Origin of the sequence: Heyndrickxia sp. FSL W8-0496, from assembly GCF_038007825.1 — a bacterium.
In the GTDB taxonomy this organism is placed as follows: Bacteria; Bacillota; Bacilli; order Bacillales; family Bacillaceae_C; genus Heyndrickxia; species Heyndrickxia oleronia.
Genome location: NZ_JBBOXX010000001.1, coordinates 4,616,296 through 4,628,348, shown reverse-complemented (window position 1 = coordinate 4,628,348; position 12,053 = coordinate 4,616,296). Strand labels below are relative to the sequence as shown.

11 protein-coding genes are annotated in these 12,053 nt (G+C 34.0%); 9 read left to right on the top strand and 2 right to left on the bottom strand.

The window, feature by feature from the left end; all coding sequences use genetic code 11:
* The first annotated feature begins 114 nt into the window (after positions 1 to 114).
* From NST63_RS23485 to NST63_RS23465, 5 genes are all read left to right on the top strand, one after another.
* Complete coding sequence (locus tag NST63_RS23485) at positions 115 to 1,911, top strand: sensor histidine kinase (protein ID WP_212946243.1); 1,797 nt, start codon at positions 115 to 117, stop codon at positions 1,909 to 1,911.
* Positions 1,904 to 3,418 (top strand): response regulator transcription factor, encoded by a 1,515-nt coding sequence (locus NST63_RS23480; protein WP_341043851.1) that lies wholly within the window; start codon positions 1,904 to 1,906, stop codon positions 3,416 to 3,418. Before NST63_RS23485 ends, NST63_RS23480 begins: the two co-directional genes overlap by 8 nt.
* 75 nt (positions 3,419 to 3,493) lie before the next feature.
* Positions 3,494 to 4,885, top strand: a complete 1,392-nt coding sequence (locus NST63_RS23475) for a glycoside hydrolase family 1 protein (protein WP_341044237.1) — start codon at positions 3,494 to 3,496, stop codon at positions 4,883 to 4,885.
* A gap of 55 nt (positions 4,886 to 4,940) precedes the next feature.
* The gene (locus NST63_RS23470; protein ID WP_341043850.1) at positions 4,941 to 5,849 is read left to right on the top strand and encodes an ROK family protein; all 909 of its coding nucleotides are present in this window, start codon (positions 4,941 to 4,943) and stop codon (positions 5,847 to 5,849) included.
* A 25-nt stretch (positions 5,850 to 5,874) separates the two neighbouring features.
* Positions 5,875 to 6,747, top strand: a complete 873-nt coding sequence (locus NST63_RS23465) for an ROK family protein (RefSeq protein ID WP_212946246.1) — start codon at positions 5,875 to 5,877, stop codon at positions 6,745 to 6,747.
* Positions 6,748 to 6,888: 141 nt separating this feature from the next.
* On the opposite strand, the gene NST63_RS23460 is transcribed toward NST63_RS23465, so the two are convergent.
* A complete protein-coding gene (locus tag NST63_RS23460; RefSeq protein WP_341043849.1) occupies positions 6,889 to 7,317 on the bottom strand; it encodes a VOC family protein in 429 nt (142 codons plus the stop codon).
* Between the two features lie 328 nt (positions 7,318 to 7,645).
* Between NST63_RS23460 and NST63_RS23455 the strand changes: the two genes are divergently transcribed.
* Positions 7,646 to 8,266, top strand: coding sequence for a superoxide dismutase (locus NST63_RS23455; RefSeq protein ID WP_212946248.1), 621 nt, complete (start codon positions 7,646 to 7,648; stop codon positions 8,264 to 8,266).
* Positions 8,267 to 8,292: 26 nt separating this feature from the next.
* A complete protein-coding gene (locus NST63_RS23450) occupies positions 8,293 to 8,532 on the top strand; it encodes an indolepyruvate ferredoxin oxidoreductase subunit alpha (RefSeq protein WP_058004570.1) in 240 nt (79 codons plus the stop codon).
* 90 nt (positions 8,533 to 8,622) lie between these two features.
* On the opposite strand, the gene NST63_RS23445 is transcribed toward NST63_RS23450, so the two are convergent.
* Positions 8,623 to 10,350 (bottom strand): EAL domain-containing protein, encoded by a 1,728-nt coding sequence (locus NST63_RS23445; RefSeq protein WP_341043848.1) that lies wholly within the window; start codon positions 10,348 to 10,350, stop codon positions 8,623 to 8,625.
* 200 nt (positions 10,351 to 10,550) lie between these two features.
* Between NST63_RS23445 and ybaK the strand changes: the two genes are divergently transcribed.
* The gene (gene ybaK / locus NST63_RS23440) at positions 10,551 to 11,027 is read left to right on the top strand and encodes a Cys-tRNA(Pro) deacylase (protein ID WP_212946250.1); all 477 of its coding nucleotides are present in this window, start codon (positions 10,551 to 10,553) and stop codon (positions 11,025 to 11,027) included.
* Positions 11,028 to 11,218: 191 nt separating this feature from the next.
* On the top strand, positions 11,219 to 12,037 hold the full coding sequence (locus NST63_RS23435; RefSeq protein WP_341043846.1) for a methyl-accepting chemotaxis protein: 819 nt from the start codon (positions 11,219 to 11,221) through the stop codon (positions 12,035 to 12,037).
* The last annotated feature ends 16 nt before the right edge of the window (positions 12,038 to 12,053 follow it).

Sequence of the window (12,053 nt, the reverse complement as noted above, 5' to 3'; positions counted from 1 at the left end):
GTTAGTTTTCTATAAAAATAAGCAAATAGTCCAAATAGTAAATGTGACTCGATGATTTACGATTCTAATATGCTAAGCTTGATACAACAAAATGTAAAATTTGAGGACAACTAGATGGAGAAAAAAAGAAAAGGGCGATTTACTCAGAAGATTTTTAATAAGTTATTTTTAACATCTTCTATTACTATTATTGTAACTGTCATCATACTAATAGTAACGATTACAAATTACTATTCAGATATTATTATTCAGAAGGAACTGAATATTAATACTAGAACACTTGAACGGGTAGAAGATTATTTTTCTTCTAAAGATGCTGATATTGATAGAGCCATTAGAGATATTTATATAAAAGGGGATATGATTGAGGATATATCCTTTGCACTACACAATGGTTATGAGAGATATTTAGAATATAGGTTGGATAAATTTTCGAAAGATAAATCTTTTACACCAAGTAATATAGACACATATTTTAATGGGTATTTTAGTCAAGATAGTGATCTCAATGCGATAAGTTTGCGTTCATTAGAATACTCGTCTATCGAGTATTTATTAATTAAAAATAATATCCGCTGGAATAAAAGTATTGTTGAAAATAGTATAAATACGGACCAACTACTTTCACAAGGGATTCCGAATATTTTAAGTGAGAGTTTACCAAAAGATCGCAAATTAACAAACACTATTACTAAGACCATTTATATCAATAATCCAGTAACCTTGAAAAAAATTGGTGAGATTTCCTTTTTTTACTCAACAGACCGTTTGAATAAAATGTTAAAGAAGCATGAAGGTGCGCCGGCATCTCTCTTTATTATGGATGATGGGGGAAAGATTATATATTCACTTAATAAAGGTGTCCCAGTTGAAATGATTAATCAAGTCCAACACGAAACAAATGAAACGAAAATGGATTGGGAACATAAAAAATACTATATTAACACCATTGCCAATAAAGGTGATTATACATATGTAAGTGTGATTCCAGATGAAGGATGGCAAAAGCTTTCGATTGTAAGGGGAACGATGTGGGTTGTTATCACCTTTCTCATTACTATAGCCATCTTAATATCTTATTCATTTACACATAATTATTCACGGAGAATTAATCATATTGTTTCAATTATACGCCAAGTGGAAAAAGGAAATTTGAATGCGCGAATTGTAGAATCGAAGCATGAAGATGAATTATCGAAGATTGCTGTAAATATCAACTCTATGTTAACTGAATTAAATAATTATATCGAACAATTTTATCTCTTAAATATAAAACAGCAGCAGGCTGAATTAAAAGCACTGCAAACTCAGATAGACCCACATTTTCTATTTAATACACTTGAAGCTATACGCATGGTAGCTGTAGTAGAAGGCTCGAAAACCTCGAGCAAGATGATTTTCCATTTAGCCAAGCTTTTTCGTTATTCATTGGAATCGAAAGATATGGTTCATCTATATACAGAAATTGAATATGTAAATCAATATTTAAAGTTGATGCAGTTCAAATATCCGAATAAATTACAGGTACAATTTGATATTCCAAGTGATGTAGAACAGGTAATGGTACAAAAGTTAATCCTCCAGCCTATCATTGAAAATTATTTTGTACATGGATTTAAAAAGGATCAGTCGAGCAATAAATTATTAATTCGTGCTTTGAATCTTTCAAATAAAATAGAGATCCATATAGAAGACAATGGTAAGGGGATGAGCGAGGAGAAACTTACCAATATTGTTCATCATATTAATCATGAAGAGGGCGATGAAATGAAATCTATTGGGCTAAGAAACATCAATCAACGCTTAAGATTAAAATATGGAGACCGGTTTGGAATTAGAATAAAAAGTAGTGAAAACGAAGGAACGACTGTTATAGTATCCATTCCAATGCAGGGGATTAATCATGTATAAGGTACTTCTTGCTGATGATGAATCTCTAATAAAAATTGGACTAATGGCACTTATCGATTGGGAGGACCATGGCTTTGAAATTGCCTTTACTGCTGAAAGTGGTGAGGAAGCGATAGCCTATTTAAAAAATCATCAAATCGATCTTTTAATAACAGACATACTAATGGGAGAAATGTCGGGATTGGAATTGATTCAAGAGGCAAAGGAATTTCAACCCCATTTAAAAAGTATTGTGCTAACCGGTTATCAAGAGTTTGGTTTCATCAAACAAGGATTGCTATTGGGAATTGAAAACTACCTAGTTAAACCTGTAGATGAGGAAGAATTATTGACAACAATTCAAAGTGTGGGACGTAAACTAAATGCTGAGCCTAATGTTAAAGAACATAAGTTATTACAGGAAACAACTACATTAATGGATAATACGCTATTGCGTTTAATCAATGGAGAAATTGATAAAAAAGATTGTCTTGATAGATTGTCATTATATAATATTCAATTTAATCAATCATACTATACTATTTCAATCTTAAACTTTGAACATTTTTCTAAGAGTGAAATCAAGGGGAATATTCGGAGCTACATTGAAGAACATTTTTCTACTCTATGTCTTTTCAGTCCAAATCAAGAACTAATTATAATATTTGGAGGAATGACTGAAGAGGAAATCATAAAAAAGAATCAAAGTTTAGTCAATCAACTTTGTGAAGATCATAAGGGCATTGGCTTATTCTACTTATCTATGGGAAAATCAGTAAAAACGATCGATGAATTTGAAGATAGCTATTCACTTGCTAGAGAAAACAGCATGTATCAGCTTTATTCAGAACCTAATGTACTGATTTTCAATAACCATATGGTTGATCGACAAAAAGAAATAAAAAGCCAGCGTGAGTTTAAAGAAAATATAGTTAAGGGACTATTGCATGCGAATGAGGAGACATTAGAAATTATCGAGCTATTTTTTAATAATTTTACCCGGAAATCAAAGTTTATTTCACCTGAAGTAGCTAAGAAATATACATTTGATTTAATATCATATATCCATTATTCCATCAAGCCAGACGATCTATCACATTATACAGCAGCTGTAGAAAAAATGGTTTATAGCTCAAATATCCAAGAACTTAAAGGTATTTTGAGGGACTATTGTCATGAATTAATTCTCTCGATCAATCATCAAGTAAATAATCGTAGCCCGATTGTCCAAAATGTTCTTCAGTTTATACATTCCCATTATGATCAAGGATTATCCTTAAAAACATTGGGGCAACAGTTTCATGTAAATGCCATCTATCTTGGACAACTATTTCAAAAAGAGATAGGTGTAGTCTTCTCTGAATACTTGAACCGCTACCGATTAGAAAAGGCAAAGGAATTGTTGAAAACAACCCAAGATCGTGCAGGGGATATTGGAAAAAAAGTTGGGTACTCCGATACTACATACTTCTATAAGCAATTTAAGAAGAATGTAGGAACTACACCTAGTGAATGGAGAAAAATATAACTATACATATAATCAGATAAACCAGTAATAAATTATTTTGAAGGGGTGTTGAACGTGCAAAATAATTTACAAGGAATGAATGAAACCTATCGTTTTCCAAAAAACTTTTGGTGGGGTAGCGCAGCATCTGGGCCACAAACGGAAGGAGCAGCACAATGTGACGGTCGAAAACCGAGTATATGGGATTATTGGTTCAGTGTCGAGCCAGGATGTTTCTATAATGAAGTGGGCCCAGAGTATACATCTGATTTCTATCATCGGTATAAGCAAGACATAAAACTAATGAAAGAAACGGGGCATAATTCCTTTCGAACGTCTATACAATGGTCGCGATTGATTCCAGATGGGATCGGACAAGTGAACCAGAAGGCGGTTGATTTTTATAATAACGTCATCAATGAACTAATTGCTAATGATATAGAACCTTTCTTGAATTTATACCATTTTGATATGCCTATGTGTATGCAGGAGAAGGGTGGCTGGGAAAGTAAGGAAGTTATTGAGGCATACGTGAAATTTGCAGAAAATTGTTTTCGATTATTTGGGGATAGAGTGAAGTATTGGTTTACATTTAATGAACCCATTGTTCCAGTCGAGGCAGGATATTTATATAATTTACATTATCCAAGAGTAGTAGATTTCAAAAGTGGGGCCCGGGTTGCTCATCATACCATTGTCGCTCATGCAAAGGCAGTTGAGGTTTTTAAAAAATTAAATATAGATGGAAAAATAGGTATTATTCTTAATTTGACCCCATCTTATCCAAGAAGTTTGGATGCTGACGACGTAAAAGCTGCTCATATTGCGGATTTATTCTTTAACCGTAGTTTCCTTGATCCTGTAACAAAAGGAGAGTATCCGAAAGAATTAATTGATATCTTACGTGAAAGAGAACTACTACCTAACGTAGAAGCTGAGGATTTATCTGTCATAAAAAATAATCCAATTGATATTTTAGGAGTGAACTATTATCAGCCACGCCGAGTAAAAGCAAAGGAATCGCCCTTACCAGAAGATGAAGCCTTTATGCCTGAACATCTATTTGATCCTTATATTATGCCTGGAAGGAAAATCAATCCTCATCGTGGCTGGGAAATATGCGAGGAAGTTATATACGACATAATGATCGATCTTCGTGACCATTATGAGAATATCCCATTTTTTATTTCAGAGAATGGAATGGGTGTTGAGGGAGAAGAAAAATTCCGTAATGATGAAGGGTATATTGTGGATGATTATCGGATTGAGTTTATCCAAGAACACTTAAAATGGGTACATAAAGGTATTGGTGATGGAGCGAATTGCTTAGGCTATCACCTTTGGACGTTCATGGATAACTGGTCATGGACAAATGCCTATAAAAATCGATATGGATTAGTAGAAGTAGATTTAAATAATGCTTTAAAAAGAACGATTAAAAAATCTGGTAGATGGTATAAAGTAGTTTCACAAAATAATGGATTCTAATCTAAAAGACAATTTCCTTGTCGATTAAGGTAACTATTTATAAAGGGGGGGAAAAATGAAGGCTTATATGGTATTCGATATAGGTGGAACCTATATAAAATATGCTGTAATGGATAAAGAGGGAAAGAAACTAGAAAAAGGTAAGTTTCCAACACCAACTGAAGGATTAGAGGTTTTTTTACAAGAAATTAGCAATGTAGTAAAAGAGTATTCTAATTCTTATAATCTCCAAGGTATAGCTGTAAGCTCACCCGGTGCTGTAGATGTGAATACTGGTTATATTGGAGGGGCAAGTGCTATTCCCTTTATACATGGAGTATGCATGTCACGACTCCTTATGGAACGAACAGGTCTTCAAGTGGCGATTGAAAATGATGCGAATTGTGCTGCGTTAGCAGAAGGTTGGTTAGGGGCAGCGAAAGGTACGAATTATTACATCTGCATAGTAATAGGTACGGGAATTGGCGGGAGTATTGTACTGAATCATTCGATTTTACGTGGGGCGAATCTTCATGGCGGTGAGTTTGGTTATATGATAATGGGTGCACCATTGACGGATCCTCTACAAGAAACCTGGAGTAAATCTGCATCAACGAATGCACTTATTAAAGAAGTTGAATCAAAGAAGTCGCTAGCAGACGGAACATTAGATGGGGAAGAAGTATTTCGCTTAGCTTTTTCAGGGGATCATGTTGTGCAAGAAAGTATATCTCATTTTTATAAAAAGCTCGCAATTGGAATTTATAATTTGAAATATGCTCTGGACCCTGAAAAAATTCTTATTGGTGGTGGAATTAGTAAGCGTCGTGAAGTAATTGATGGGATCAATCAAGAGCTTAAGTTACTAAAAGATGATATCTCGACATTAACAATTGAAGTTGAAGCGTGTCAGTTTGAGAATGATGCAAATTTAATTGGGGCCCTGTATCATTTCCTATGGGTATTTGACAAAACATCAATATAAATAAGAAATAGTGGAGGAAGATGAAATGTTAGGTGCAATTGAAGCTGGAGGAACAAAATTCGTTTGTGCAGTAGGAGATGAAAGGGGGAATATTATTGACCGGTTGCAGATCCCAACAACAGTGCCGGAAGAAACAATGACTGAGGTGATCGGATTTTTTAAGAAACATTCATTAAATGCTATCGGGGTTGGTTCATTTGGACCAATTGATGTAAATTCTGAAAGTCCAAACTATGGAATGATCACCACTACACCTAAATTACCGTGGAGAAACTATCCAATTGTACAAGCATTGAAGGATGCATTTTCTCTACCGGTTGGCTTCAATACTGATGTAAATGCAGCTGCCTTAGGGGAAGCTACTCTTGGAGCGGCTAAAGGATTGGACAGCTGCATATATATTACAGTTGGTACTGGAATTGGTGCAGGTGCTGTTGTTCAGGGGAAACTTCTTCAAGGTCTATCCCATCCTGAAATGGGACATATCTTAGTAAGGCGTCATCATAATGATAAGTATCATGGGAAATGCCCTTATCATAAAGATTGCTTAGAGGGGCTCGCAGCCGGACCTGCTATTGAGGAGCGATGGGGCAAAAAGGGAATCGATTTAGTAGATCAGAAGGAAGTATGGGATTTAGAAGGTTACTATATTGCACAAGCTCTTATGCAATATATTTTAATCTTATCACCAAAACGAATCATTTTAGGTGGTGGAGTCATGAAGCAGAAGCAAGTGTTTGCTTCTATATATAAGTATCTTCAGGAGTTGCTAAATGATTATGTCACCTTACCTGAGCTAAAGACATATATCGTAAGTCCAGGGCTAGGAGATCACGCAGGGATTACAGGCGCTCTTTTACTGGCACATCAGGCTGTCAAAGGAGAGATTCAGAGCTAATGGGAAAAAAGATAAGTAAAAAATACGAGAAATGAAACGTCCATTTCTCGCTACCGTCAAAATAATGGTTAAAAATATAAGGATGGGTTCCATATTTCCTATTAAACAGGGAAAGGAACCCATTAAAATGTTTATCGTCATTTATTGCTTATTTTCTTCGCTTTCATAGCTTAACTGCCATGGGATACCAAATTTGTCTGTTACTTGTCCGTAACACTTACTCCAAAATGTTTCTTGGAGCTCCATATCCACTGTTCCTCCTTCTGTTAATCGATGAAAATATGTTGTAATTTCATCTTTACTTTGACTAACGATGGATAGATTAATATTGTTTCCAACAGTGAATGGCATACCAGGAAATGTATCAGAAAACATTACAGTACTTCCGTTTATAGTAAGACGTGCATGCATGACTAAATTTTTTGCTTCCTCTGGTAATGGGTATTCCGGATTCGGTGGTGAATCAGCAAAACTCATTATTTGCGGTGTTTCTGTATCGAAAACTTTCGCATAGAATTCGACTGCTTCACGACAATTTCCATTAAAGACTAAATATACATTAAGAGACATTAACTTCACTCCTTTAGTGAATTCATAATCATTCAGAAGACTATTCGCTTAAATTGTAAGTATGTATAGCCAATTAATATAGTAGACACAAAATAGTAGATAACAGTCAAAAAAATGATGTACATTTATTTTAACCAGGAGTTTACGGAAATAAAATATTTTTCAGAACAAATATCTGCCATTATATAAAAAACTTTTCGACATTTGTACAGTAAAATAGTCGAATGATTAAATTGACTTTGGGTTTGATATGAAGTACTATTTTATTATACTTTTTATACATTTTAATATAAAAAGTATGAAACATAGTATTGGAGGTAATTGGAGAATGGGGAAATATGAACTACCAAAATTAAAATATACATTTGATGCATTGGAACCATACATAGACAAGCAAACAATGGAAATTCACTATGGCAAACATCATCAAACATATGTAGATAAGTTAAATGCTGCACTAGAAGGGAAAAGTGAGTTACAAAGCAAATCATTAAAAGAAATACTTAGTGATTTGGGTTCATTACCTGAAGATATTAGAACAGCCATTAGAAATAATGGTGGAGGGCATTTTAATCATACACTTTTCTGGGAGATTATTGCTCCGTTTAAAGAAGCATCTGCCCCTTCTGGAAAATTAGCAGAGGTGTTAAATGAAACGTTCGGAAATATTAGCATCTTTGAACAACAATTTGCTGATGCTGCAACCACTCGTTTTGGTTCTGGTTGGGCATGGCTTGTTTGTAATAAGAATGGTCAATTGGAAGTAATGAGCACACCAAATCAGGATAATCCGATTATGGAAGGCAAAACACCTATTCTTGGTCTTGATGTCTGGGAGCATGCATATTATTTAAGCTATCAAAATAGAAGACCGGAATATATTGAGAGTTTTTTCAATATTATTGATTGGGACGTAGTAGCAGAAAAATATGAGCAAGCCATAAGCTAATAGATGATGAATGGAGGAGGGAGAATATGGCCTTCGTTATTACAAGTCCATGTGAAGCGGAGAAAGCAGGAGAATGTGTAACCGTTTGTCCAGTCGATTGCATTGAGAAAGGTCCTGACCAATATTTTATTAATCCAGATCTATGTATTGATTGTGGGGCTTGTGTATCTGTATGTCCGGTAGATGCAATTTTTGAAGAATATGATTTAACTGATGAACAACAACCTTATTTAGAAAAAGCAGAAAAGTTTTTTGGGATTCTTTGATTACACTTCAAAGTTTTCTATAGGGAGGAAGGTGTCTATAGAGTATGATTGTATCTTAGACACCTTTTAATTGCTTCCTAATTGTTATTACTATTTTTGAAATAGATTTGGGATGTCCTCGCCAGGTATCGGACGGCTAAAAAGATAGCCTTGGCCAATTGGGCAGGAAAGGTCCATTAAAAACTGTAATTGTTCTTTCGTTTCAATACCTTCAGCAATAACATTTAATCCTAAATGAGTAGCCATCATAATAATGGTTTCTACAAGTACTCCATCATCATTTTTAATATCCTCAATAAAAGATCGATCAATTTTCAACGTATCAATAGGGAAACGTCTTAAGTATGAAAGAGAAGAATATCCTGTACCGAAATCATCAATTGAAAGTGAAACACCTAGGGATTTGAGTTCTTTTAATATAAACAAGGCCCTATCGGGATCTTGCATAATACTCTCAGTAATTTCAAGTTCAAGTAATTTGGGTTTAATTTCATATTGCTGAATCATCCTTTGAATTGTCTTGGCTAGTCCATCTATTTCGAATAAATATGGAGACAGATTTAGGGCGATATTGATAGGAGGTAAACCTGAATCTTGCCATCGCTGAATTTGCTGACATGCAGCATCCAGAACCCATTCACTTATCGGAATAATGAGCCCTGTTTCCTCAGCTATTGGTATAAACTCTGATGGTGGAATAATGCCCAATGTTGGGTGATTCCAACGTATTAAACCTTCTACGCCGATGATTGTTTGATTATTTAAGTCAACAAGGGGTTGATAGTGTAGAATAAATTCCTTTTTTTCAAGTGCCCGTCTTAATGCCGATTCGATTTTCATATTTTTAGATAAAGTTTCATGTGCTTCATTTTTAAAAAATTGAACAGAATTATTTCCTGCTTCCTTTGCTCTATACATAGCAATATCTGCCTTTTTAACTAATGTTTCGATATCCGATCCGTCTTGTGGTGAAAGGCTAATGCCAATACTTACACTAAAGTAATATGGATTATTATGTAATGTAAATGGTTTTTTAAATAGTGCTTTTACTCGTCGAGTAATTTCTTTTACTTCATCTAGTGATCGATTTTTTACAACAATGGTAAATTCATCTCCACCAAACCGATAAACATCTGCAATCCCATTAAAATGTCGGGATAAGCGCTTAGAAATTGCTTTTAGTAGATAATCACCTTTCGAATGCCCTAATATATCTGTGACATTTTTAAATCGATCAATATCAAGAAAGATAATTGCCAGTTGGTTTGTCTGGCTTTTCATACTTAACCAAGTATTGAGTTCTTCATTAAAACAGCGACGATTGGGTAATCCGGTTAATTCATCATGATATGAATGATAGATCAATTGTTCTTCGAGTTTTTTTAGCTCAGAAATATCATAACGTATGGAAATATATTGATAAGGCCTCCCTTTTTCATTTAAAAAAGGGACGATGGTCGTATGAACCCAATAGAAGGACCCGTCCTTTGCCATATTTTTAATTTCTCCAGACCAAACTTCACCAATACCAATCGTTTTCCACATGTTTTTAAAAAAGCTCTTTGGGTGGTACCCAGAATTAAGTATTCGATGATTTTGCCCAATTAGTTCTTCCTTCTTGTATTTTGAAATGTCACAGAATTTCTGATTAGCATAAATGATCGTTCCTTTTTGATCTGTAATTGCCACAATAGTTGATTGGTCTAAGGCAAATCTGATATCGATCATTTCTTTAATTATTTCGGGAGAAGGTTGGTTATTAAGTTTATTTATGTTAAAATATTGCTTTTCTTGGTTTCTACGGTTGGACTCATTCATAAAGATCCCTCTCTCCATTTATATAACGTAAACATTTATATCAATATGCTTAATTATACTTAATTTTCACTTAGGATAAAGTGATTAAGATCATGCATGATGAGCTAATGTGGGTGAGGGAAGTATTTATTCTATAGTTTTAAAATGGTGTTGATTTAAAAAAGTGTTACAATAATGTAAATCTTTTCTTGGAGGAACATATGAAAATAGTTAAGACGAATGCCATGCGGATATTGGATAAAGAAAAAGTTCATTATAGGGTGCTATCCTATACGGCCGATGATGGAAAAATTGATGGTCTGTCTGTTGCATATAAAATAAATAAGGAAGCTAGAACGGTTTATAAAACCTTGATTTCACAAAGTACAAGTGGATCATATTATGTTTACATTATTCCTGTAGAATTGGAGCTTGACCTAAAAAAAGCTGCTAAAGCTGTAGGAGAGAAAAAAATAGAATTGATACCTGTTAAGGATATTATGAAGGTTTCAGGATATATTCGTGGTGGATGTTCCCCAATAGGTATGAAAAAACGATATCCTACTTTTGTTGATGAAAGTATAAGAAATTTAGAAACAATTATTATCAGTGGTGGGAAAATTGGTGTTCAGATTGAAATGAATATAGAAGATTTCATAAAAGTAACAAATGCTCAAGTAGATCATTTAACGAAGTAAAGGTGATTTATTTGAGTTTTTTTAGTTATAGCATTATTTTATATTTTTACTTATCCTCTTAAATGATTAAGATTTACAGTTACCTTCTCCATCATGTTGACCTATACGCTATATTATCGAAGGAATGTAGAGAAAATGTAGAGTTCAACATGTCATAGTACAAATTAATATCATATAAGGGGAGAAAGAGATTGAATATTTCTTCAATAAAAAATAAAAGCAAACAAATTTTGGATAATGTATCGGTATTATCAGCTTTGGAAATACATTTAGCGATGGTTGAATTCAATATGAGGGGCGAAGTGATCTGGGTAAATGATAACTTTGCACAAACATTAGGATATCAAGCTTTTGAAATGATAGACATGAAGCATAAACAATTCTGTACACTTGAATTTAGCACTAGTAAAGAATATGAGGAATTATGGGAGAAACTCAGTAAAGGTGAAAAATTTCAAGGAAAGATTGAACGTGTTGGGAAAATAGGAAATCGATTATGGCTTGAAGCGACATATGTTCCTATTTTAGATGATAAAGATCAAGTGGAAGCTGTCTTAAAAATAGCTACAAATATTACAGAAAGGGAAAACAAAACAACTGAAGTTGTCTCAAAATTAAAGGAAATGCCTGAAAATCTAGTAAATAAAGTAATGGCGAATTCTCAGGAAAATATGAAAGCACTTCAATCATTAAAAAGCCAAACTGAGCTAATTAGTGAAGTATCTAGGTTGATTCATAAGATATCTTCACAAACAAATATGTTAGCTCTGAATGCAACGATTGAAGCAGCACGAGCGGGAGAGTATGGTCGAGGGTTTAAAGTTGTTTCGGATGAAGTCCGTAAATTATCGGGTCAAGTAGATGATGCAATTAAAATGGTCAATGAGAATGTAGAAAACATATCAAATGAAGTAATCAAGGTAAGCGAAATAACTCACAGCTTAGAGGATATTGTAGTAACTACTCAATTAGAATTTAATCATATGATGCAGGAACTTGAAGATATGTAAATTTAATAACATTTAC

Excerpts from the sequence above, each read along its gene's own strand:
- NST63_RS23485 (WP_212946243.1), top strand. The coding sequence starts at position 115 with ATGGAGAAAAAAAGAAAAGGGCGATTTACTCAGAAGATTTTTAATAAG.
- NST63_RS23480 (WP_341043851.1), top strand. The coding sequence starts at position 1,904 with ATGTATAAGGTACTTCTTGCTGATGATGAATCTCTAATAAAAATTGGA.
- NST63_RS23475 (WP_341044237.1), top strand. The coding sequence starts at position 3,494 with ATGAATGAAACCTATCGTTTTCCAAAAAACTTTTGGTGGGGTAGCGCA.
- NST63_RS23470 (WP_341043850.1), top strand. The coding sequence starts at position 4,941 with ATGAAGGCTTATATGGTATTCGATATAGGTGGAACCTATATAAAATAT.
- NST63_RS23465 (WP_212946246.1), top strand. The coding sequence starts at position 5,875 with ATGTTAGGTGCAATTGAAGCTGGAGGAACAAAATTCGTTTGTGCAGTA.
- NST63_RS23460 (WP_341043849.1), bottom strand. The coding sequence starts at position 7,317 with ATGTCTCTTAATGTATATTTAGTCTTTAATGGAAATTGTCGTGAAGCA.
- NST63_RS23455 (WP_212946248.1), top strand. The coding sequence starts at position 7,646 with ATGGGGAAATATGAACTACCAAAATTAAAATATACATTTGATGCATTG.
- NST63_RS23450 (WP_058004570.1), top strand. The coding sequence starts at position 8,293 with ATGGCCTTCGTTATTACAAGTCCATGTGAAGCGGAGAAAGCAGGAGAA.
- NST63_RS23445 (WP_341043848.1), bottom strand. The coding sequence starts at position 10,350 with ATGAATGAGTCCAACCGTAGAAACCAAGAAAAGCAATATTTTAACATA.
- ybaK (WP_212946250.1), top strand. The coding sequence starts at position 10,551 with ATGAAAATAGTTAAGACGAATGCCATGCGGATATTGGATAAAGAAAAA.